Raw genomic sequence first — 23,151 nt, 5'->3', positions numbered from 1 at the left:
CGCTTTCGCCGTCGCCGCAATTGGGACACAATCCTGTGACCCACCGCTCTTCGAGCGCGATCACGCGCGCATGCACGCCTACGTCTATAAAAGCCAACGCAAGCAGGACACCTTCGTCTACCTCGCCACGCGTGACGACTTCTCCGGTCTTCCCGCCGCGGTGCACACGCAGTTGGCACCATTCGCATTCGTGCTGGAGGTGGCGTTGACGCCTGAGCGCCGCCTGGCGCAGGCCGATGTGGCAACCGTGCGCGAAGCGCTCGGCAAGCACGGCTTCTACCTGCAGCTGCCCAAGACGGTGGTGCTGGCGGGCGAGTGCGACTATGACTGAGCCCCAGCGTGCCGCGCGATTGCGCGCCGCAGCGCTGGCAGGTGCCGCTGGCGTGGTGCTGTCCCTGCTCGGTGGCCTGGGAGGTGCCGTTGCTGCGGTAAGTCTGTGGCTGGCGCAGTCGGCCTTTGCCCTGGCGGTGTCGTGGGCGCGCGGCACTCGCGCGCTGGCTTCGCAACCGCGCGCCATCGCGCAGGCGCTGCCGCCACTGCTGGCGATCTGGGGCGTGGGCTTGCTCGCCCTGGCGGCATTGATCAGCTGGCCGCTGACCGCGCTGCGCGACAGCGGCAGCCTGGCCGCCGCGCTGGCCTTGAGTGTGGCTGTCAGTGCCGCCTTGCTTGGCCTGTGGCGCACCTGGCCGTTGTGGGGCGAGGTGGAACGCGATGGTGGCGCGCTGGCGCCACGCTGGCACGCGTTGGCCACCCAGGAGCTGCACGCCTGGCGCGGCCTGCTAGCCGCCGCACTGGTGCTGGCGGTGTGCACCCTGGTGGTGGCGCTGGCCTGGCCGGGCTGGTTGTCCGGTGGTCTGCGCTGGGGCCTGGCGATTGCCGCCAGCGCGCTACTGCCCGCCGCCCATCTGCTGTTGCAACGCACCGCAGCGCCACTGCGCAGCGATGCGCCGGTGGCCCGGCAGGCGGCCGATTTCTTCTCCGAAGCGGCCGCCGAACCGCGCCCGCTGGAACCGGTCGCCCAGCATCAGTTGGTGCCCGAATTGTTCGAAGCCGCACGCAGCGGCCGGGTGGATCGCGCGCTGCAATTGCTGGAGGCCGGCGCCGACCCGCAGGCGATGCCGCTGCCGGAATGGCGCGACCAACGCAGCCTGCCCGCACTGGCGGCGGTGCTGCCGGATCTACGCCTGCTGCGCGAGTTGATCGTGCGCCGTGTGGACGTCAACCAGCCGCACCGCGGCATGACGCCGCTGCTGGCCGCCACCCGCGACAGCTGGCACGGCCGCCCGGATGCGGTGATGACCTTGCTGGCCAACGGCGCCGACCCGCGCTCCACCGACAACGACGGCAATACCCCGCTGCATCACGCGGTGCGCAGTTCCGACCCCGGCGTGGCTGCGCTGCTGCGCGACGCCGCTGCCGAGCTGGACGCGCTCAACAACGAAGGCCACTCGCCGCTGGCGATGGCGTGCCAGGTCGGCAATTGGCGGCTGGCGAAATTTCTGCTGGAACGCGGCGCCCATTCCGAGCCGGAAGGCGGCGCGCCGGTGTTGCTGGCCGCGGCCGGTACCGAAGAGGACGACCCGGCAGGCGTGCAGCTGCTGCTCAAGCACAAGGCGCGCGTGGATGCGCGCGACCGCCAGCGCCGCAGTGCGCTGCACGAAGCCGCGTTGGCTGGCCACGGCGACATCGTCGAGGCGCTGTTGTCGGCCGGCGCCAATCTGGAAGCGCGCGATCTGCTCGGTCGCACGCCGTGGCTGGATGCCGCGCGTCAGGCGCGCAGCGCGGTGCTCGAACGCCTGGTCGCCCGCAAGGTCGATGTGCTGGCCATCGACGGCGACGGCCGTAACGCGGTGATGCTGGCCTGCGCCGCCGACAGCGTGTCGCCGGCGCTGATTCGCCGCCTGCTCGATCTGCAGGTGCCGGCCGATGGCGTCGATGTGCATGGCCGTCGCGCCGTGGACGTCGCCGCCGAAGCCGGGCGTTGGGCGATCGTGCAATTGCTCGATCCCGCTTACCCCTTGCCGGCCGCCGTCAGCGACGGGCATGGCGACACCCCTGGCGTTGCGGTGCTGCCCGACCGGCCGCCGCTGGTGTTGCTGCGCGAAGGCCTGCAGTTCGGCCAACGCGATGGCTTGGACGCGCTGGCGCGGCTGTGCGGCCCGGAAGAACTTGGCGGCCTGCTGCACGACGCGCATCTGGCGCTCAACGCCGATGCGGTGGACTGGCTGTTGCGCCACGGCGCCGACCCCGAAGTGCGCGATGCCTGCGGCGATGTACCGATGTTTGCGCTGCTCTCGCGCGGCGTGGAGGCGGTGCCGGCCCTGCAGGTGCTGCTGCGTCACGGCGTGTCGCCGGCCGGCGCGGGCGGCCTGACCAGGCTGCTAAGCGCCTGCGTGCAGCACGATGCGGCATCGCGCGGGCTGGAACAGTTCGCCGTGGAATTGCTCGAACGCGGCGCCGACCCATTCGCGCCGTCGGCAGCCGGCGATCCGCCGTTGTCGCTGGCGGTGCGTCTGGGCTGGCTGCGCCTGCAGCAGTGGTTGCTGGAACACGGTGTGGACCGCGAAGCGCGCGACAGCCACGGCATGACCGCGCTGCATCTGGCCACCGCGCTCGGTCGGGACGCGTCGCTGAAATTGCTGGTCAAACAGGGCGCCTCGCCGGAAGCGCGTGCCGCCGACGGGCAGACCCCGCTGGGTGTGGCGCTGTCGATCGGCCGGCGCGATTTGGCCGACTGGCTGGATTGGCGGATCTGGTCGTTGCCAGGTCGCACGCTGCGCGAAGCGGACGTGCCCGCGGCCGCGATGAGCGGCGACACCGATGCGGTACGCCGGCTGATCGACCTCGGCTTGCCAGTCGACGCCGTTGACGCCCAAGGCTGCACCGCGCTGCTGCGTGCGGCTGGCGGCGGCCACCTCGCTGTGGTGGCGCATCTGCTCGGCCGCGGCGCCGACCCGCAGCGCGCGGCCAACAGCGGCGCCACGCCGTTGTCGGCGGCGGTGAGCATGCGCCAGACCGACATCGTCGCCGCGCTGCTGCAGGCCGGCGCGCAGATCGAGCATCGCCTGCCGGGCGGCGTGACCGTGCTGATGTTGGCCTGCGCACTCGGCTTGCCGGATATCGTGGCGCGCTTGCTCACGGCCGCAGCCGACGTGCACGCGACCGACAATCAGGGGTTGGCATCGCTGCATTGCGCAGCGTTGTATGGCTTCACTGCGCGCGACAAGATCCGCCTGCTGGCGTTGCTGGATACCTTGTTGCTGGCCGGTGCCGACCCGGACGCGTTGGCCGGCGGGCGGGTCAGCCCATTGCTGCTGTTGCTGGGTGCGCGCGCCGAGCCGGGCACCGCCTGCGACGAAAAGGTGGTGCTGGCCGGCGTCGAACGCCTGCTCGACGAAGACGTCTCGCTGGATGTGGCCGATCAACGCGGCTTCGGCCCGTTGCATCTGGCCGCACTGCACGGCTTGCCGCTGTTGGTGCAGCGCCTGCTGCGTGCCGGTGCCGATGCCGACCGTCGCGACGCGCTCAACCGGACCCCGCGCGAGATCGCCATCATGCGCGGCTTCATCGATGTTGCCGGCCAGTTCGAACCGGCGCTGCCGGGCGTGTCGTCAATGGCGCGCTTCCTGCGCGAAGGCCGCTGAGCCAGCGCGGTGGCAGCCCGTTGCGGGTGCTGTTCGTGTGCAGCCGCAACCGGCTGCGCAGCCCCACCGCCGAACGCGTATTCGCCGACTGGCCGGGCGTGCAGACCCAATCGGCCGGGCTGGCCGCAGATGCGCAGGTGCAGGTCACGCCCGAGTTGCTGCACGAGTCCGACCTGGTGTTGGTAATGGAGCGCCGCCACCTGCAGCTCCTGCGCAAACGCTTTGCCACGCATCTGCGCCATTGCCGCGTGGTGTCGTTGCAGATTCCGGACAACTACGCCTACATGGATCCGGCACTGATCCATCGGCTGGAACACACGGTGCCACCGTTGCTGCGCTTGCCGGCGTATTCGTAACCTGATTCAGACGCTGCGCATGTAAGACTGCGGGCTCTTTCGCTGGAAGGAAACGCCCTTACATGAGCGTGCGTATCGAGGACCACGCCATGCTGGGCAACTGCCACAGCGCGGCCCTGGTCGACCACCATGGCACCATCGACTGGCTATGTCTGCCACGGTTCGATTCCGATGCGGTCTTCGCATCGTTACTGGGCGACGAACAGCATGGGCAATGGGCGCTGGCGCCGGCCGCCGAGTTCCGCAGCGAACGCGCGTACGAAGACGACAGTCTGGTGTTGCGGACGCGCCTGACCACCGACAGCGGCACGGTGGAACTGGTCGACTTCATGGTGGACAGCGAAGACGGCGAGGTGCATCAGCATCTGGTGCGCATCGTGCGCTGCGTGCACGGCGAAGTCCCCATGCACATGCGCTTGACCTTCCGGTTCAACTACGGCCGCACCGTGCCGTGGGTGACACGCATCGACGGTGGCATTCGCGCCATTGCCGGCCCCGACCAGCTCGCCTTGCGCTCGCCACAGGAGCTGCACGGCGAAGACATGGGCACCGAAGCGGACTTCACCTTGCGCGAAGGCGAAAGCACCTGGTTCCTGCTCAGTCACGGCGCATCGCATCAGCCCACGCCGCCGCAGATCGACCCGGAACAGGCGCTGCAACGCACTGCCGCGTTCTGGCATGGCTGGGCACGCCGCTGCACCGACGTCGGTCCCTGGACCGAGCAGGTGCGTCGCTCGCTGGTGGTGTTGAAAGGCCTCAGTTATCTTCCCACCGGCGGCATCGTGGCTGCGCCCACCGCGTCGTTGCCCGAGCACCTGGGCGGCACGCGCAACTGGGATTACCGCTACTGCTGGTTGCGCGATTCGGTGTTCACCCTGATCGCCTTGCTGCAGGCCGGCTACCGCGACGAGGCAGCCGCGTTTCGCGACTGGGTCCAGCGCACCATCGCGGGGTCGCCGGATCAGTTGCAGGCGCTCTACGGCATCGGGGGCGAGCGCCGCCTGCAGGAATGGGAAGCACACTGGTTGCCGGGCTACGAAAATTCCGGTCCGGTGCGCATCGGCAACGGCGCGGTGGATCAATTCCAGCTCGATGTCTACGGCGAGCTGATCGGCGCCTTCCATTACGCACGTGAAAAAGGCGTGGGGCCACCTGCCGATGACGATGGGTCGTCCGCATCCTTACTTGAAAAGATTCTCGACACACTGGAAACGCTGTGGCGCCAACCGGACGAAGGTATCTGGGAAATCCGCGACGAGCGCCGGCATTTCGTGCACTCCAAGGTGATGGCATGGCTGGCATTCGATTGCGGCAGCCGCGATGGCATCACCAACGCCGATGCCGACAAGCGGGCGCACTGGGGCCGTCTCGCCGAAGAAATTCGCGCCGAAGTGCTGGAAAAAGGCGTACATCCGGACGGCCACTTCGTGCAGAGCTACGGTTCCGATCGTCTGGATGCATCGCTGCTGCTGATTCCCATCGTCGGTTTTCTGCCGCCGGACGATCCACGCATCGCCGCCACCGCCGATGCGATCGCGCGCGACCTGACCATCGATGGCCTGGTCGAGCGGTATCGCGCCGACGACAGCGCCGATGGCCTGCCGGCGGGCGAGGGCACTTTCCTGGCCTGCAGTTTCTGGCTGGTGGAAAACTTTGCGTTGATCGGTCGCACCGATGAGGCGCGCGCATTGCTTGAGCGTTTGCTTGGGCTGTGCAACGACGTGGGCCTGCTCGCCGAAGAATACGACCCACGCACCAAACGCATGCTTGGCAACTTCCCGCAAGGGTATTCCCACGTGGCCCTGGTCAATGCGGCATTGCGCCTGCACGGACGCATGGGCGAGAAGGAGACGCATCCATGAATGAGCAACAAACCACACCGCCGTGCATCATCGTGGTGTTCGGCGCACGCGGCGACCTCACCAAGCGCCTGGTGATGCCGGCGCTATACAACCTGCGCCGCGCCGGTGCCTTGGGCGAAGAATTCGCCATTGTCGGCATGGACCATGGCGACATCAGCGAACGTGCCTGGCGCAGCAACATGGGTCAGTCGATGACGCAGCTGCTGAGCAGCCGCGACGCCGAATTCCAGACTGACGAATTCGACACCGACACCTGGGACTGGCTGCGCGAGCGCATGCATTACCTGCGCGGCGACTTTACCGACCTGGGCGCGTATCAGGCGCTGGATGGGGTGCTGGAGAAACTGCACAAGCGCTACGGCACGCAAGGCAATGTGCTGTTCTATCTCGCCACCGCCGCACGCTTTTTCGAGCCGGTGCTGCTCAACCTGGGCGAAGCCGGCCTGGTCAAGCAGCGCGAAAGCCAGGGCTGGCGCCGCGTCATCGTGGAAAAACCGTTCGGCCACGATCTGCCCAGCGCCAAGCATCTCAACGCCACCGTGGCCAAGGTGCTGCACGAAGATCAGGTGTTCCGCATCGACCATTTCCTGGGCAAGGAAACCGTGCAGAACATTCTTGCGTTTCGTTTCGCCAATGGCTTGTTCGAGCCGGTGTGGAACCGCGACCGTATCGATCACGTGCAGATCACCGCCGCCGAAACCATCGGCGTGGAAGGGCGCGGGCGCTTTTATGACCCCACCGGTTGCCTGCGCGACATGGTGCCCAATCACCTGTTCCAGTTGCTGGCGATGATCGCGATGGAGCCGCCGGCCGCCTTCACCACCGAGGCGATGCATCGTCGCCGTGCCGAGGTGATCGAGGCCGTGCGCCCGATCAAACCCGAAGATGTGGTGCGCGGCCAGTATGCATCCGGCGCGGTCAATCGCAGCGCCGTGCCCGGCTACCGCGAAGAAGACACGGTGCCCGACGATTCGGATACCGAAACCTATGTGGCGATGAAGCTGCAGGTCGATACCTGGCGCTGGGCCGGCGTGCCGTTTTATTTGCGCACCGGCAAGCGTCTGCGCGAGCGCACCACCGAGATCGCCATCCGCTTCAAGCCGGCGCCGCTGGCACCGTTCCGCAGTACCGAAGTCGGCGGTTACGGCCCCGACTGGCTGGTGCTGCACATCCAGCCCGACGAAGGCATCTCGCTGCAGTTCGACGTCAAGCGCCCGGGCGCGCAGGTGGCGCTGGCGCCGGTGCGCATGGACTTCCGCTACCGCGACTGGTTTCCCAAGGAATACACCGTGGGCTACGAGCGCCTGCTGCAGGACTGCATGAACGGCGAAGCCGGCTTGTTCCAGGACGCGGCGATGGTGGAAGGCGCCTGGCGCATCGTGCAGCCGATCCTGGACGCGTGGAAGCAACCAGCCAGCGATTTCCCCAACTACGCCGCCGGCAGCGCCGGTCCCTCGGCTGCCGACGCACTGTTGGCCATGAATGGCGGACACGCCTGGCGCGCGCTCACCCCGGGCCGCAAGCCGCCACCGCGCCGCCCGCCGGAAGTGCGCGCCAACGCGGCAACGCCGGTCAAGAAAGCGGCTAAAAAAGCTACAAAGAAAGCCAATAAAGTACCGGCCAAGCGTGCATCTGCCTCTTCGGCAAATCCCGTGCGAGCGTCAGAAGCCGCGTCTGCCAAGCCTGCAAAGAAGACGCCGGCCAAGCGAGTGGCCAAGCAGGCGGCGAACACGGCGAAGAACGTCGGCAAGACTGCGGTCAGCAAGGTCGAACCCAAGACGTCGGTTGGTAAAACCGCAGCGCGCAAACGGCGAGGCTGAGTGAAGCGATCGACACACAGCCGCTGCAGTCGTGCGGCGGCTGTGTGTGCACGCAACATGCAGCAACGCACCGCAGTCGCGCGTGGGCTGCATACACCCCCATTCCGGTGGAGAAGCACTAACGCATTGCCGGGAACGCTTCATCGCGCCCAGGCATGCTTCTACACGATCTCAACGATCTGGTGCTGTCACCGCAACCGCTTCTTCATCCCCATCCACATCTGCCTTGACGTCGGCTTCGAACAGATTCATCAGGTCGGCGCGGGCGTCGCGCGAGGTCTGGATCACTTTGGCTTCGTCGTCGTAGACCAGGTGCTGGCGGCGTAGCAGGTCTTCGTCGTGCTGGCGGAAGCGTTTGACGTGCTCGCGCGCGTCCGCTTCGCCAAGGCCCAGCGAGGTCAATACCCGCCCGCTCAGTTCCAGGCTGGAGGCAAATACCTCGCGGAACGGTTCTGCACCCAGGTCCATCAATTTCCAGGCGTGTTGGCGATTGCGCGCGCGCGCCAGCACGGTGGCCTGTGGGTAAAGACGGCGGATCAGCCGCACCGTCTTGATATTGGTTTCCGGGTCGTCCACCGCGATCACGAACACCTTGATGCGGTCGGCACCGGCGGCGCGCAGCAGCTCGGGACGGGTGGGATCGCCGTAATACAGCTGGCTGCCGAAACGGCGCAGGTCCTCGACGGTGTCGGGATTATGTTCCAGCGCCACGAACGGTACGTGCCGCGCCGTGAGCAGGCGTGCAACGACTTGGCCGAAGCGGCCCATGCCGGCGATCAGCACCTTGGGGGTCTGCGCATCGATGGTGTCGAATGGGCGGTCGTTCTTGGGCGCGCGCAGGCGCAGCGGGCCGTTGAGGATGCGTTGCATGCCCAACAGCAATAGCGGCGTCAGCGCCATGGAGACACCGACGATGGCCACCAGGCGGTCATGATTGGCCTGGTCGAGCAGACCCACGCGATCGGCTTCGTTGAACACCACGAACGCGAATTCGCCGCCCAGCCACAGCACGCTGCCCAGCATCAGGCTGCTGCGCAGCGGCAGCTTCGCCACGCTGCCGATGCCGACCAGAAGCGAGAACTTCACCACCAGCAGGATCGCCACGCCGGCGGCGATCAATCCCGGCTCGGCGACCACGCGATTGAGGTCGATGCCCATGCCGACCGAGATGAAAAACAAGCCCAGCAGCAAGCCTTCGAATGGTTCGATCTGCGATTCGAGTTCGTGGCGGAATTCCGAATCGGCCAGCAGCACACCGGCGATGAAGGCGCCCAGGCTGGCGCTCAATCCTGCTTCCTGCATGATCCATGCGGTGCCCAGTACCACCAGCAATGCGCTGGCGGTGAACACCTCCGGCATACGCGTGCGCGCCACCACATTGAACAGATAGCGCAGCACGAAGCGCCCGAGCAGAATCACCAGTGCCAGTGCGGCCATCGCCTTGATCACATCCGGCCAGGCGAGGGTGGCGTTCTTGCTGCCACCGAGCAGCGGAATGGCCGCCAGCAGCGGGATTGCGATCAGATCCTGAAACAGCAGGATGGCGAAGGCCAGCCGACCGTAGTCGCTATTCAGCGCCTTGCGTTCGGCCAACAGCTGCAGGCCCACTGCGGTGGACGACAACGCCAGCGCCACTCCGACGATGAGCGAGGTTTTCCAGCCCAGGTTGCCCAGCATCAGCAAGCCGCCCAGGATCATGGCAGTGACCACCACCTGGGTGGTGCCGGCGCCGAACACCGAGTGGCGCATCACCTTCAACCGGGCGGGTGAGAGCTCCAGGCCGATCACGAACAGCAGCATCACCACGCCGATCTCGGCCGCGCCGCTGATGCGCTCGGCATCCTGCACCACGCCTACGCCATCCGGGCCCAGCACCACGCCGGCGACCAGATAGGCCAGCACTGCGCCCAGGCCGAAGCGCTTGAATACCGGCACCGCCACAATGGCAGCCAGCATCAGCACCAGAGCCAGTTCCAGACCGCCGCTATGCATGTACGTTCTCCGTTGAGGTGCGCATTATGCCGCCCGCGTGCGGCTGCTGGCCTGGATCGGCGTGCGCTGCGTGCAACGGTGTGGATTGGCGGTGTGTCCTGGGTCGGTGATGCAAGCCGGCAGCACCACCTTGCGTGCTGCGATTCACCACGTTGCGCCACGTCGCCGAGGCGCATTGCCAAGCACCTGCGCGTGCATGCATGCCACCGTGGCAGGCACTGCCAGATCGTCGCCGCCGCAGCGGACGGCCGGTTCTCGCGGCAATGCAGTTGCTGCCGATATGGCGAAAGCTGCGCTGTGGCGTCCGCCTGGATGCTCCCTGAGCAGGGGGTGCGCAGGGCATTGACCAAGCCCACGCAGGAGCGCAGACTGCGCCGCGCCGTCACCCGGATCACCGGGCGGTGCGCACCTTTCGGAGCCCTTTCTCATGTCCAGCGACAGTCACCCTAGACCCGGGTCGATGACCCAGCTGGCGCGCGCCTGAGGCTCAGGTTCGCCGGCTGTCATCGACGACGGTCGTCACCAGGCGAACCTCATGCACAACGAAACCCTGCGCCTTGCCCAAGGCGTCGATGCCTTGACCGCACCCCTGGCCGAGCTCAACACGGCCGATGCGGTGGAATTTCTCAACACCCTCGATCGCGATGATGCCGCCCAAGTGCTGGCCGCGTTGCCGCCGCCGCGTGCGGTGAAGCTGCTCGAGCAACCCGAGCTGCGCGATGCCAGCGCACTGGTCGGCCTGCTGCCGGCCGAGCAAGCCGCTTCGTTGCTCGGGCAGATGGCCGACGACCGCGCCACCGACATCTTTCATGGCCTGGATGCCGAGCAGCGGCAGCCGCTGCTGTGGTTGCTCAGTGCCGAAGCGCGGTTGTCGATCCAGGCGTTGATGCGCTACCCGCCCAACACCGCCGGCGCGCTGATGACCACCGAGTTCGTGGCGGTGCCGGCCGACTGGACAGTAGGCCGCACCTTGCAGCACATCCGCGAAGTGGAGCGCAGCCGCGAGACCGTCTACGCCATTTATCTGCTCGACCCACACAGCCGCGTACTCACGCAGGTGGTGACCATGCGCCGGCTGATCACCGGCGCAGACGATGCACCGATCCTGGACGTGGCGCAGGTCAATCCGCCGGTCACCGTGGACCCGGCACTGGACCAGGAAGAAGTCGCGCGCCTGATCCGTCGCCACGACCTGCTCGCGATCCCCGTCGTGGATGTGCGCGGGCACGTGTTGGGCATCGTCACCGTGGACGATGTGCTCGACGCACTGATCGCCGAATCCACCGAAGACGTGCACAAGTTCGGCGGCATGGAAGCGCTGGACAAGCCCTACATGCAGATTGGCTTCGGTCAGATGATCAAAAAGCGCGCCGGTTGGCTGAGCGTGCTGTTTTTGGGCGAAATGCTTACCGCCAGCGCCATGCAGCATTTCGAGGACGAGTTGTCCAAGGCGGTGGTGCTGACCTTGTTCATTCCGCTGATCATGAGCTCGGGCGGCAACTCCGGCTCGCAGGCCACCTCGCTGCTGATCCGCTCGCTGGCGCTGCGCGAAATCCGCCTGGGCGACTGGTGGAAGGTGGCGCTACGCGAGCTGCCCACCGGCCTCACCCTGGGCACCATCCTGGGCATCCTGGCGATCGTGCGCATCACCATCTGGCAGACCGCCGGCCTGTACGACTACGGCCCGCACTGGCAGATGGTGGCGCTGACCATCGGTGCGGCGTTGATCGGCATCGTCACCTTCGGTTCGCTCTCCGGCTCGATGCTGCCGTTCGTGCTGCAACGCCTCGGCTTCGACCCGGCCAGTGCGTCGGCCCCGTTCGTCGCCACGCTGGTGGATGTCACCGGGCTGGTGATTTATTTCAGTATTGCCGCGGCGATCTTGAGTGGCACGTTGTTGTAAGCGGTACCCCGGAGGCCTGGCGAGCAATCGCCAGGCGTCCATCTAGGTGGGACGTGGAGGGTTTCGTCAGGATGATCTCTGCGCGCTACGCACGGACCTCGATGACTGCGTCCTTGGCGCATCAGGGTGGTTCGGCATGGCGCATCGCCGAATCAGCAAGGCCTGTGCACCCTCTGTTGCGGCTGGTCGCCCGGGCGTGACACAGGCGTGTTGCACAGCACGCCATGCCTGGAACCATCAGTGCGTGTACCGTAGCGCGATGGCAGTGTTCTCCCCCGCACGATGAGTACCTATCACCTGCAACAGGTCTTCCGCCCCAGCACCGTGGCGGTGGTCGGTGGCAGCCCGCGCGATCGCTCGGCCGGGCGCGCGGTGGTGCGTAATCTGCGCGCGGCCGGATTCCCGGGGCAGATCGGTTGGGTGAGCCCGCGCTATAGCGAGATCGACGGCGTGCGCACGGTGGCGCGCCTGACCGATCTGCCGTGGGTCCCCGACCTGGTGGTGATCACCGCGCCGGCGCGCATCGTGCCGCGCATCGTCTCCATCGCCGCACGGCGCGGGGTGGCCGCGGCGATCATCCTCACCGCAGGCCTCGGCAGCGGCCCCGGCTCGCCGGCCGCGCGCATGGAAGCCTCGGCGCGGGCGAAGGGCATGCGCATCCTTGGCCCGCACTGCCTGGGCGTGATCGCCCCGCATGCGCGGCTCAATGCCAGCATCGCCGCGCATTGCCCGCAGGCCGGCGATCTGGCGCTGATTTCCGAATCCAGCGCGATTGCCGCGGCGCTGGTGGAGTGGGGCGTGGCACGCTCGGTCGGCTTTTCGGCAGTGGTGTCGCTGGGCGATACGCTGGATGTGGACTTCGGCGACCTGCTCGACTACTTCGCCACCGACTACCGCACCCGCGCGATCCTGCTTTACGTCGAACGCATCGGCGATGCGCGCAAGTTCATGTCGGCCGCACGTGCCGCCGCGCGCGCCAAGCCGGTGGTGGTGGTCAAATCGGGACGCCAGTTCCGCATCAACCCCAATGCCGACACCCATGCGCAGGCGCTGGCCGGCTCGGATGCGGTGTACGGCGCCGCGTTCGCGCGTGCCGGGCTGCTGCGCGTCGGCGCGCTGGATGAGTTGTTCGCCGCAGCCGAAACCCTGGGCCGGCTGGGCAGTTTTCCCGGCCGGCGGCTGGCCATCCTGAGCAACGGCGGCGGGGTGGGGCAGCTGGCGGTGGACCAACTGGTGCTGCGCGGCGGTACCCTGGCCGAGCTGTCGGCCAAGACGCTGGAGCGGCTGGATCAATCACTGCCCGAAGGCTGGTCGCGCAGCAACCCGGTGGACATCATTGTCGACGCCGATGGCGCGCGCTATGCCGCGGCGATCGAAGCGTTGCTGGACGACCCCGAGAACGACGCGCTGCTGGTGGTCAACGTGCCCACCGCGTTCACCTCCTCGGCCGACGCCGCCAAGGCGCTGACCCGCGCGCTGGAGCAACGCAACCGCTACCAGCGCGACAAGCCGGTGTTTGCGGTGTGGCTGGGCCAGGACGATGCGGCGATCGCTGCGCTCAATGCCGCGCGCGTGCCCACCTACGCCACCGAATCGGACGCGGTGCGCGGCTTCACGCATCTGGTGCGTTACCGCGAGGCGCAGGCGGCACTGATGGAAACCCCGCCCAGCCTGCCGGAAGACTTCGTGGTGGATGCCGGCATCGCGCGCGCGGTGGTTGATGAAGCCTTGGCCGCTGGTCGCCGTTGGCTGGATCCGGTCGCGATCAACCGGCTGCTGGCCGCCTACGGCATCCCGATCGTGCCGCTGCAGGTGGCCGCCACTGCCAATGATGCCGCGTTGCTGGCCGACCCGTTGTTGGCCATGGGGCGCACGGTCACCTTGAAAGTGTTGTCCAGCGAGATCGCGCACAAGTCCGATGTGGATGGCGTGCGCCTGAACCTGTCCAGCGTGGCGGCGGTGCGCGAGGCTGCTTCCGGCATTCTGGCGCGTGCCCGCGCCGCGCTGCCGAACGCGGTCATCGAAGGGGTGATCGTGCAGCCCACCGTGCTGCGGCCCAAGGCGCGCGAATTGATTGCCGGCATTGCCGACGACCCGGTGTTCGGCCCGGCGATCGTGTTCGGCCGCGGCGGTACCGCGGTGGAAGTCATCAACGACCGCGAACTGGCCTTGCCGCCGCTGGACCTGCGTCTGGCCCACGAGCTGATCGGCCGCACCCGCGTCTCGCGCATCCTCAAGGCCTACCGCGACGTGCCGGCCGCCGACGAGCGCGCGGTGGCGCTGGTGCTGGTCAAGCTGGCGCAGCTGGCGGCCGACATTCCCGAAATCACCGAGCTGGACATCAACCCGCTGCTGGCCGACCGCGATGGGGTGATTGCGCTGGACGCGCGCGTGGCGGTGGCGCCAGCGCGCAAGCTGCACAAGGGCCGCGGCCATCCACGCTTTGCGATCTTTCCGTACCCGAAGGAATGGGAGCGCCAGATCGGGCTGGGCGATGGCACCCATGCGCTGGTGCGCCCGGTGCGCCCGGAAGACGACGCCTTGTTCCGCGCGTTCTTTGCGCGGGTCACCGACGAAGACCTGCGGCTGCGCTTCTTCCAGTCGGTCAAGCATTTCAGCCACGAATTCATCGCGCGGTTGACCCAGCTCGACTACGCCCGCTCGATCGCGCTGGTGGCCATCGACCCCAAGACCGGCGACATGCTGGGCGCGGTGCGCCTGCACGCTGATGCGGACTACGAACGTGGCGAGTACGGCATCCTGATCCGCTCCGACCTCAAGGGCCACGGCATCGGCTGGCAGCTGATGCGCATCATGATCGAGTACGCGCGTTGGCTGGGCCTGAAGCAGATCGAAGGCCAGGTGCTGCGCGAGAACCGCACCATGCTGGCGATGTGCCAGAGCCTGGGCTTTGGCGTGCGCCCGGATCCGGACGATGCGACCCTGATGGCCGTGACACTCCCTATAATGGGCGAGCCGCGCCCGGCCTGACGTTGCGTCACGCCGCGGTCCCCCATCCTCCACCGCACGCCGGATCTGCCAGGCCTTGCCCTGGCCCGTTGCTCCGGCTGTCGTCTCGGCCCGCCTGGGAGTGTCAATGTTTCGCGAGTTCAGAATGTCGTTGTTGGTCGCCGCCGTCTGCCTGGGCGTCGCCGCCTGGTGGGGCCACACCACCTCCATGGGCCTGTGGCAGGCATTGTGGCTATGCCTGGTGCTGAGCGTGCTGGAGGTGTCGCTGTCGTTCGATAACGCGGTGGTCAACGCCGGCGTGCTCAAGCACATGAACGCGTTCTGGCAGAAGCTGTTCCTCACCGTGGGCATCCTGATCGCGGTGTTCGGCATGCGCCTGGTATTCCCGATCGTGATCGTGTCGGTGGCCACTGGCATGGGCCTGGTACCGGTGATGCAGATGGCGCTCAAGGAGCCGGAACGCTACAGCCAGGTACTGACCGACAACTACCCGTCCATCGCGGCCTTCGGCGGCATGTTCCTGCTGCTGGTGTTCCTGAACTTCCTGTTCGACCAGGAGCGCAAGCTGCACTGGCTCGGCCCGGTGGAACGGCTGGTCGGCAAGCTGGGCAAGGCCGACGCGATGTCGGTGATCGTGGCGGTGACGGTCCTGCTGTGCACCAAGCTGTTCCTGCCCGAGGCGATCTTCCAGAGCGTGCTGTTTGCAGGCCTGGGCGGCATCCTGCTGTATCTGCTGGTGGGCAGCGTGGATGCCCTGTTCGAGTCCGAAGAAAGCGAAGACGGCAGCATGGGCCCGGCCAAGCGCTCGGGCATCGCCGCGTTCCTGTACCTGGAAGTGCTGGACGCGTCGTTCTCGTTCGATGGCGTGATCGGCGCGTTCGCGATCACCCGCGATGTGGTCATCATCATGCTGGGCCTGGCGATCGGCGCGATGTTCGTGCGTTCGATGACGGTCTACCTGGTGCACAAGGGCACCCTGGACGAGTTCGTGTTCCTGGAGCACGGCGCCCATTACGCCATCGGCGTGTTGGCGATCATCATGCTGGTGGGCACCGTCTACCACGTGCCGGAAGTGCTGACCGGCCTGATCGGCGTGGCCTTCATCGCCGCCTCGGTGTGGTCGTCGATCCGCTACCGCAAGCGCCACCATCTCGGTCCGACCGAGATTTGATGTTGCACTGCTGTGCTCAGGGTCTAATGCTGTCACCTGAGAGCGGCCTGACAGCGCCTTCGTAGCGATAGGTCGGGTGCTGCTGGCGAATGGGTGCCGCGACTTCTGTGGCTTGGCTGCAGTGCCCTTGCCCGCCCACCATCGCGGGACACGCCGCAAGTACGTCCCTGTAGGCTCTGGCGCGGCATCCATGCCGCGTAAGGTCCCGCGACGGTGAGCGGGCAAGGACCCGTCGAGATGGTCGGTACGCAACGTAAGAGCAGTGCCGGATGCGCCTTGTTCGATCGTGAAGCATTGGCTCCAGGTCTGATGCACACGCATTACAGGCAGCTTTCAGATGAGCGCCCACCAACTGTCTGGTGCGGTGTCCTCGCCGCTTGCGGACCGTGTGGCGGCATGGATGCCGCCACCGAGCCTCCAGGGATGGGTTCACGGCGTGTCCCGCAAGCGGTGAGGGCACCGCGCCCTCGACGCTGCGAGTTCTTGCTGCAGGGCCCTCGACCGCAACGCCAATTATAGAGCGGCGGCGCGCACCTGGATTCGGCAGTGGTGAATTTGCTTCCGCAGCTTGGGTGGGCCGGCGTCGGAGCGGCGCGCCAGGCGTGCGGTGCCGCCTGACGCACTTACGGCCAACTGTGACTGGCTTCAGCATCGATGCGTGTCGCAGCCAACCCAACCGGACCCAACTGGTTGGCAAAAATGCCGGTTTGGGCCTTGACTGCGCAGTCCACTTGGACGGGTTCGCGCCCTCCAGATGACCGTTCGTCAGACAGTGCTTTGCGCCACAAGGGTTTGCGGGTTTTTCCCACATTTGGTGTTGACCCCTCACCGGCACCCCACTATCTTGGGGGAGTCGGTGGTTGGTCGCACAAGGCGGCCGGACCAGTGGGAGCACGTATCGCGGCAGTGTCGCGGTCGAAATGGTCTCCCTGCCGCAGTCGCAACGATGACTACAGCCATCCGGGCGTTGCCTGGAGTTGGCGGCGTGGTCCTGTTGTGCCGCGGTTGTTTCGCCACCGACCACCACGCGACAGCACACCGCGCGGTGGCGGCCGTGGAATCTCCGGTGAGGAGATGGCTGGTGATGGCGATGCCGCCGCAGACTTCATGTCGTGCGTGCTGGTCGTCCCGCACCGCCATCGCTGTCCAGGGAGTCCGGAACCGGTCGCAGCCCGTCCCCGAACGGGTTCGTGTGCCTACGCATGGAGGACGCATGACCACCAACGACACCCTTGCCGCGATCGCCGCCGGTACCTTAGCCACCACCCCCAGCGCTCCGGCCAGTGTCGGTGCACCCGGTTGTGGCGCGCCGGAGTTGACCGACCCGTCGGACGTCGTGCCGCCCCCCCGCCAAGCCATTGCAATGCACGCACAGACCATCGAAGAACAAACCGTCTCCACCTGGATCACCAAGGAAGCCGGCAACCGCAAGATTCCGTTCGAGGCCGAGCGCCTGAATCGCGCGATCGACCAGATCCATGCCGAGTTCCCGCAGCTGGACGTGGCCGACTACAAACGCTCGGTGTTCGGCTTTGTCGAGCGCAAGGACAGCGTCAACGCCGACGACCTGGTCGACCACCTGATCCGCGAGGCCGAAGCCCGCGTCGATCTGACCACCCCGGAATGGGAGCACTTCGCTGCGCGTCTGTACCTGCGCCGCCTGTACAAGCGCGCCAGCCGCAACCGTTTCTACGACGCCAGCCAGAAGTACGGCTCGTTCGTCGGCCTGCAGGAAAGCCTGGCCGACCGCAATGTCTATTCCAACGACATCCTGCGCCGCTATTCCAAGGACGAACTGATCGAAGCCGGCAAGATGATCGAGCCCGAGCGCGACAAGCTGTTCGCCTATAACGGCCTGTACCTGCTGGCCACGCGTTACCTCGCCACCGACAACTCGCGCGGTGTGTTCGAGCTGCCGCAGGAGCGCTGGCTGACCATCGCGCTGTACCTGATGCAGGATGAGATCGGCACCGGCAAGGGCAGCCGCGAGCGCCGCATGCAGCTGGTGGGCGAGGCCTACTGGGCGCTGTCCAACCTGTACATGACTGTGGCAACGCCGACGCTGGCCAATGCCGGTAAGGTCGGCGGCCAGCTGTCGAGCTGCTTCATCGACACCGTCGACGACAGCCTGCAGGGCATCTACGACTCCAACACCGACGTGGCGCGCGTGTCCAAGCACGGCGGCGGCGTGGGCGCGTACCTGGGCTATGTGCGCTCGTCGGGTTCGGCGATCCGCGGCGTGTCCAATTCGTCCGGCGGCGTGGTGCCGTGGATCAAGCAGCTCAACAACACTGCGGTGTCGGTGGACCAGCTGGGCCAGCGCAAGGGCGCTATCGCGGTCTACCTGGACATCTTCCACCGCGACATCGAGTCGTTCCTGGATTTGCGCCTGAACAACGGCGACCAGCGCCTGCGTGCGCACGACGTGTTCACCTCGGTGTGCATCCCCGACCTGTTCATGGAAGCGGTCGAGCGCCGCGGCGACTGGTACCTGTTCGATCCGCACGAAGTGAAGCGGATCAAGGGCTGGTACCTGCAGGACTTCTATGACGAGAAGAAGGGCGACGCTAACAGCAGCTTCCGTCGCAAGTACGAAGAAGTCGTTGCCGACGAGCGCATCACGCGCAAGACCGTCAAGGCGATCGAAATCTTCAAGCGCATCATGGTCAGCCAGCTGGAAACCGGCAACCCGTTCATGTTCTATCGCGATGAAGTCAATCGCAAGAACCCGAACAAGCACGAGGGCATGGTCTATTCGTCCAACCTGTGCACCGAGATCCTGCAGAACATGAGCCCGACGCGGATGATGCAGGAGATCATCAGCGGCAATCAGATCGTCACCACCAAGAAGGCGGGCGACTTCGTCGTGTGCAACCTGTCCTCGATCAACCTGGGCCGCGCGATCATCGCGCAGGACGACCAGGCAGATCTGCTGGGCGCCGACGTGCTGGAGCGGTTGATCCCGATCCAGGTGCGCATGCTCGACAACGTGATCGATCTCAATCAGCTCCCCGTGCCGCAGGCCACCATCACCAACCAGAAGTACCGCGCCATTGGTCTTGGCACCTTCGGTTGGCACCACCTGCTCGCGCAAAAGGCCATTCATTGGAACGCCAAGGAAGCCGAGGATTACAGCGACGAGTTGTATGAGCGCATCAACTATCTGACCATCCAGGCGAGCATGGAACTGGCCAAGGAAAAGGGCACCTATAGCGTGTTCCGCGGCAGCGACTGGCACAACGGCGAGTACTTCCGTGCGCGTGACTACAACAGCCCGCAGTGGCTGGAGTTGTCGGCGCAGGTGTCGGTCAATGGCGTGCGCAATGCGTGGATGCTGGCCGTGGCGCCGAACATGAGCACCGCGCAGATCGCCGGCTCCACCGCCTCGATCGACCCGATCTACAGCGCGTTCTACTACGAAGAGAAGAAGGACTTCCGTCGTCCGGTCGCCGCGCCCGGCCTGTCGCTGGAAACCTGGCCGTACTACGAAAAGGGCGCCTACAAGGTCGACCAGTTCGCCAGCGTGCGCCAGAACGCGCGTCGCCAGCGTCACGTGGACCAGTCGATCAGCTTCAACTTCTACGTGCCCAGCACCATTCGTGCGAGCACGTTGCTGGACCTGCACATGACGGCCTGGCGCGAAGGCTTGAAGACCACGTACTACGTGCGTTCCAACGATATCGACATCAGCGAATGTGAGTGGTGTTCGAGCTAAAGCGCATTCCACGGTTCGCGTTGCGAACCGTGGACCCTGCTTCACCAGCTCCCACACCCCGCGCCTTCGGCGCGCCCCCTGACTCAGGGGGCTTTGCTCCAGCACGTATAGCGCCGTGATTGGCGCAGTGAAATTCGAGAAAGAACCATGGCCCTGTCCGCAACACCGCTTGAACGCATCAAAATTCTTGAGCCGCGTCACCCGAACCGTTCGACCAGCATCATCAACGGTCAGACCTCGGGCATCCTCAACTGGAACGACATCCCGTACCCGTCCTTCTATCGGGCGTACAAGGAACTGTCGACCAACTTCTGGATCCCTGACGAAGTGGACATGAAGGGCGACGCGCGCCAGTACAACGAGCTGTCGTCGCGCGAAAAGAACGCCTACGATTCGATCATCGGCTTGCTGGCCACGCTGGATTCGCCGCAGACACGCTTCATCTATAACGTCGCCGAATACATCACCGACCCGGCCGCGCATGCCAATGCTGCGATCATCGGCCAGCAGGAAGTGATCCATAACGAGAGCTACAGCTACGTGCTGGCTTCGATCACCGGCCTGGCCGACCAGAACCGCGTGTTCGAAATCGCGCGCACGCACCCGACCATCATCAAGCGCAATGCGCCGATCATGGGCGCCTACGAAGACTTCATGCGCGACAAGACGGCCGAAACGCTGATCCGCGCGCTGATCCAGTCCTCGATCCTGGAAGGCATCAACTTCTACTCCGGCTTTGCGTATTTCTACAATCTGGTGCGCCAGAACCGCATGACCGGCACCGGCAAGATCATCAGTTTCATCAACCGCGATGAGCTGGCGCACTCGAAGTTCATCAGTGAGCTGATTCGCGCCATCATCGGCGAGAACCAGGCGCTGCAGGGCGACCAACTCACCGATTACGTGCACAAGGCGTTCGAGCACGCGATCGACCTGGAAACGGTGTGGACGGCCGAAGTGCTGGACGGCATCGACGGCATCGACGTCGACGAGATGATCCGCTACGTGAAGTACCGCGCCAACAAGATGGCCGGCATGCTAGGCATCGAAAAGCTGTACGAAGGCGCCAACGACAACGTGATGCCCTGGATCAAGGCCTACGCCGACAACTTCACCGAGACCAAGACCGACTTCTTCGAGATGCGGAATGCGTCGTACAAGAAGACCAACTCAGATAACGGCTTCGACGATCTCTGACGCGGAACTTCAGCACCTCTCAGTAATTCCACTTAGTACGGGGGCACCATGAGCAAGCGATTGGATCCACGCATCTCGTCTAGTCGCATGCGGCTGCAGAACCCGTACGCGCACATGGAAGAAATTGAAGAGTGCTGGCAAGCGGGTAATGATCTGAATCGATATCGTTTTGCGAGATTGGACGGAAAGACGTTCTCTACGAAGAAAAGCCATAGCTTTGAGTCGATAGAGGCACAGGCTAAGGAGTTGCAACGCGCGATTTGGAAGAAGCGGACGGAACTCGGGTTGAGTCAAAATGTGCACCCGATTGACGTATTAGACCCGCAGCTTGCCGCGGAGCTGCTGGACTTCGAGCTCACCCTTCATTCTAGTCTTGGCTGTATGGCCAGCGGCCGCCGCAGAGTTTCGGTCGCGGGCGTAATTGATCAATCGGCCCGATCCATCAAAATCGCAACGGATGCTGACCCGAGAGTCATGCGTTTCACTGCGGCTCATGAGATCGGCCACGCGATTCTTCATCCCGATCAAAATGGGTTACATCGGGATCAGCCGTTAGACGGAGCTCGGCAGGCGCGCAGTCGGACCGAGCTCGAAGCGGATAAGTTCGCGACCTACTTTTTGCTGCCAGAAAAACTTCTCACTGAAGAATTTAAATCGCGCTTTCTGGGTGTTTTCGCCCTGGATGAGCAGACCGCATTTGCTTTGTTGAGTAAGCCTATTTTCGAAGTGATCGAAGCTCTTCCGACTCTCCGTCACGTCTCTAGGAGGCTTGCGAGTTCGACTTATTACAACGGATCCCACTTCGTATCGTTGTCCGAGTCTTTTGGGGTCAGCATCGAAGCAATGGCCATTCGTCTTGAAGAATTGAAACTCGTTATCTCGTAATTGCTTCTCCGAAATGCGCATTCTCCTCGCCCACACCTCGTTAAGCGGCAACACCCGCGATGTCGCGCGTGCAATCCAAACGCGCTGCGAGGAACAAGGCCACGCGGTAACCTGGATCGATGCCGACATCCAGACGCTGGCGCAGGCCTGCCCGGATGGTGCCGAACACGATCTCTACATCCTCGGCAGCTGGAGCATCAACGCCGGGCGTACGCCGCCGGAGATGAAGCGCTTCATCGAACAACTCGTTGCCGCGGTCGGCAAGCCGGAGCGCCTGGCGGTGTTCGGTACCGGCGAGACCCAGTGGGGCGAAGAGAACTACTGCGGTGCGGCCCGCCGCATCGCTGCGTTCTTCGGCACGCGCTACCCGCGGCTGGAGATCGAACAGATGCCCCACGGCGAACGCGACGCCACCAAGATCCAGCGCTGGACCGACCACATTCTTGCCCTCACCGATACACCGTTCGAGAACACCTCCCATGCAGACGCTCCACGCCACCACCCCTGACGACTACGCCGCTGCCCTGGCCGCGCATCCGCGCTTGCTGGTCGACTACTACAAGGACAATTGCCCGGGCTGCAAGATGCTCGACATGTCGCTAAACAAGTTCGCCGCGAGCGAGGACGCCGCAGGCGTTGCACTTCTTAAGGTGAAGTTGGAGGTTGTGGGCGAAGACTTCTTCCGCGAGCTGGGCCTGCGGCAGACGCCGACCCTGGCGTTGTTCAAGGACGGCGCCGAAGTGACGCGTCTGCCGGGCTTCCAGTCGCCGGCGCAGGTCGAAGCGGCGGTCAAGAGCAGCCTCTGAGTTGTCGATATAAATCATCTTCGATGCGCGTCATCGAAGATCTCGGTACACGCCGCCGTATCGCCAAGCGAGCGACGACGTAATGTCAGCGCTCTCGTAGGAGCGGCGCAGGCCCCGATGGCTTCTCGGAAAAACCGCCCGCGCACTGTAGTGCGTGGGCGTCAGCCACACAGGATGCCGGTCGTCGGTCGATGTCGTGGAGCCGGCAGCATTACTCAAACGCACATTTGCGCCGGCATCGGCACGACGGACAGCGATACAGCCGCAGCGCTACGTTCGGACGGACGCCGCTGCGGCTTGAAGGCATCTCCGGTGCGTGCCCGACTGCTGCAATTGCTTCGGCACGCAGCGGCCGCACATCTCCCTCTTTGGATATCCGCATGTCAGACAGCCAGCAGACCTCTCCACCCATCGAAGCCCGTATGGCCGAGATCGTGTTCCCCAACCACACCAATCACATGGGCACGCTGTTCGGTGGCCAGGCGCTGGCGTGGATGGACAAGGCTGCGTTTCTGGCCGCATCGCGTTATGCGCGGCGTGCGGTCGTCACCGCGCGCTCGGACCAGGTGGATTTCAAGCTGCCGATCCGCCAGGGCCAGATGGTGGAAACCATCGCGCGCGTGGTCTCGGTGGGGCGCAGCTCGATCAAGGTGGAAGTGGAACTGATCGCCGAAGACCTGCTCAGCGGCGCACGCGAGCTGTGCACGCGCGGGCACTTCGTGATGATCGCGCTCGACGCCGACGGCAAGCCGACCTCGGTTCCGCCGCTGCCAACGACTGCTGACTAGGTTGAGAGCGGCTGAGAAGAACGACTGTGCTGCCGCGAAATA

At 65.3% G+C, this 23,151-nt stretch carries 15 protein-coding genes; 14 read left to right on the top strand and 1 reads right to left on the bottom strand.

The features are described 5' to 3' along the window. The first annotated feature begins 70 nt into the window (after positions 1-70). The 5 genes from BJD12_RS11125 (at position 71) to zwf (ending at position 7,682) form a co-directional block, all read left to right on the top strand. Positions 71-331: a YcgL domain-containing protein gene (locus BJD12_RS11125; RefSeq protein WP_005994983.1), complete on the top strand. Its 261-nt coding sequence runs from the start codon at positions 71-73 to the stop codon at positions 329-331. After that, a complete protein-coding gene (locus BJD12_RS11120) occupies positions 324-3,644 on the top strand; it encodes an ankyrin repeat domain-containing protein (RefSeq protein ID WP_005994980.1) in 3,321 nt (1,106 codons plus the stop codon). Before BJD12_RS11125 ends, BJD12_RS11120 begins: the two co-directional genes overlap by 8 nt. 26 nt (positions 3,645-3,670) lie before the next feature. After that, positions 3,671-4,000, top strand: a complete 330-nt coding sequence (locus tag BJD12_RS11115) for a low molecular weight protein tyrosine phosphatase family protein (protein WP_074052857.1) — start codon at positions 3,671-3,673, stop codon at positions 3,998-4,000. Positions 4,001-4,062: 62 nt separating this feature from the next. Then, positions 4,063-5,862, top strand: a complete 1,800-nt coding sequence (locus BJD12_RS11110) for a glycoside hydrolase family 15 protein (protein WP_005994978.1) — start codon at positions 4,063-4,065, stop codon at positions 5,860-5,862. Further along, complete coding sequence (gene zwf, locus BJD12_RS11105; protein WP_005994977.1) at positions 5,859-7,682, top strand: glucose-6-phosphate dehydrogenase; 1,824 nt, start codon at positions 5,859-5,861, stop codon at positions 7,680-7,682. The genes BJD12_RS11110 and zwf overlap by 4 nt, the downstream gene beginning before the upstream one ends. 171 nt (positions 7,683-7,853) lie before the next feature. Here the strand turns inward: zwf and BJD12_RS11100 are convergent, their stop codons facing one another. Further along, positions 7,854-9,674, bottom strand: coding sequence for a monovalent cation:proton antiporter-2 (CPA2) family protein (locus BJD12_RS11100; RefSeq protein WP_005994976.1), 1,821 nt, complete (start codon positions 9,672-9,674; stop codon positions 7,854-7,856). Between the two features lie 535 nt (positions 9,675-10,209). On the opposite strand from BJD12_RS11100, the gene mgtE reads away from it, so the two are divergent. From mgtE to BJD12_RS11045, 9 genes are all read left to right on the top strand, one after another. Continuing rightward, entirely contained in the window at positions 10,210-11,577 is a 1,368-nt protein-coding gene (mgtE, locus tag BJD12_RS11090) for a magnesium transporter (protein ID WP_005994974.1), read from the top strand. 282 nt (positions 11,578-11,859) lie between these two features. Beyond that, positions 11,860-14,568, top strand: a complete 2,709-nt coding sequence (locus tag BJD12_RS11085) for a bifunctional acetate--CoA ligase family protein/GNAT family N-acetyltransferase (RefSeq protein ID WP_005994973.1) — start codon at positions 11,860-11,862, stop codon at positions 14,566-14,568. Between the two features lie 106 nt (positions 14,569-14,674). After that, the gene (locus BJD12_RS11080; protein WP_039422155.1) at positions 14,675-15,718 is read left to right on the top strand and encodes a DUF475 domain-containing protein; all 1,044 of its coding nucleotides are present in this window, start codon (positions 14,675-14,677) and stop codon (positions 15,716-15,718) included. Positions 15,719-16,931: 1,213 nt separating this feature from the next. Continuing rightward, positions 16,932-19,433, top strand: coding sequence for a ribonucleoside-diphosphate reductase subunit alpha (locus BJD12_RS11070; protein ID WP_005989842.1), 2,502 nt, complete (start codon positions 16,932-16,934; stop codon positions 19,431-19,433). Positions 19,434-19,586: 153 nt separating this feature from the next. Then, entirely contained in the window at positions 19,587-20,630 is a 1,044-nt protein-coding gene (locus tag BJD12_RS11065; RefSeq protein ID WP_074052856.1) for a ribonucleotide-diphosphate reductase subunit beta, read from the top strand. Positions 20,631-20,678: 48 nt separating this feature from the next. Further along, positions 20,679-21,515, top strand: coding sequence for an ImmA/IrrE family metallo-endopeptidase (locus BJD12_RS11060; RefSeq protein ID WP_042827724.1), 837 nt, complete (start codon positions 20,679-20,681; stop codon positions 21,513-21,515). Positions 21,516-21,528: 13 nt separating this feature from the next. Further along, on the top strand, positions 21,529-22,023 hold the full coding sequence (locus BJD12_RS11055; RefSeq protein WP_005989848.1) for a flavodoxin: 495 nt from the start codon (positions 21,529-21,531) through the stop codon (positions 22,021-22,023). Next, complete coding sequence (locus tag BJD12_RS11050) at positions 21,995-22,321, top strand: thioredoxin family protein (protein ID WP_005989849.1); 327 nt, start codon at positions 21,995-21,997, stop codon at positions 22,319-22,321. Before BJD12_RS11055 ends, BJD12_RS11050 begins: the two co-directional genes overlap by 29 nt. Positions 22,322-22,701: 380 nt before the next feature. Further along, positions 22,702-23,109, top strand: coding sequence for an acyl-CoA thioesterase (locus BJD12_RS11045; protein WP_005989850.1), 408 nt, complete (start codon positions 22,702-22,704; stop codon positions 23,107-23,109). Positions 23,110-23,151 lie beyond the last annotated feature (42 nt).

The organism is Xanthomonas vesicatoria ATCC 35937 (assembly GCF_001908725.1).
Classification (GTDB): domain Bacteria; phylum Pseudomonadota; class Gammaproteobacteria; order Xanthomonadales; family Xanthomonadaceae; genus Xanthomonas; species Xanthomonas vesicatoria.
Note: the sequence above shows the minus strand (reverse complement) of the source record. Positions and strands in the feature narration are given on the sequence as shown.

Coding starts and splice junctions, on each gene's coding strand:
- BJD12_RS11125 (WP_005994983.1), top strand. CDS start 71: ATGCACGCCTACGTCTATAAAAGCCAACGCAAGCAGGACACCTTCGTC.
- BJD12_RS11120 (WP_005994980.1), top strand. CDS start 324: ATGACTGAGCCCCAGCGTGCCGCGCGATTGCGCGCCGCAGCGCTGGCA.
- BJD12_RS11110 (WP_005994978.1), top strand. CDS start 4,063: ATGAGCGTGCGTATCGAGGACCACGCCATGCTGGGCAACTGCCACAGC.
- zwf (WP_005994977.1), top strand. CDS start 5,859: ATGAATGAGCAACAAACCACACCGCCGTGCATCATCGTGGTGTTCGGC.
- BJD12_RS11100 (WP_005994976.1), bottom strand. CDS start 9,674: ATGCATAGCGGCGGTCTGGAACTGGCTCTGGTGCTGATGCTGGCTGCC.
- mgtE (WP_005994974.1), top strand. CDS start 10,210: ATGCACAACGAAACCCTGCGCCTTGCCCAAGGCGTCGATGCCTTGACC.
- BJD12_RS11085 (WP_005994973.1), top strand. CDS start 11,860: ATGAGTACCTATCACCTGCAACAGGTCTTCCGCCCCAGCACCGTGGCG.
- BJD12_RS11080 (WP_039422155.1), top strand. CDS start 14,675: ATGTTTCGCGAGTTCAGAATGTCGTTGTTGGTCGCCGCCGTCTGCCTG.
- BJD12_RS11070 (WP_005989842.1), top strand. CDS start 16,932: ATGACCACCAACGACACCCTTGCCGCGATCGCCGCCGGTACCTTAGCC.
- BJD12_RS11060 (WP_042827724.1), top strand. CDS start 20,679: ATGAGCAAGCGATTGGATCCACGCATCTCGTCTAGTCGCATGCGGCTG.
- BJD12_RS11055 (WP_005989848.1), top strand. CDS start 21,529: ATGCGCATTCTCCTCGCCCACACCTCGTTAAGCGGCAACACCCGCGAT.
- BJD12_RS11050 (WP_005989849.1), top strand. CDS start 21,995: ATGCAGACGCTCCACGCCACCACCCCTGACGACTACGCCGCTGCCCTG.
- BJD12_RS11045 (WP_005989850.1), top strand. CDS start 22,702: ATGTCAGACAGCCAGCAGACCTCTCCACCCATCGAAGCCCGTATGGCC.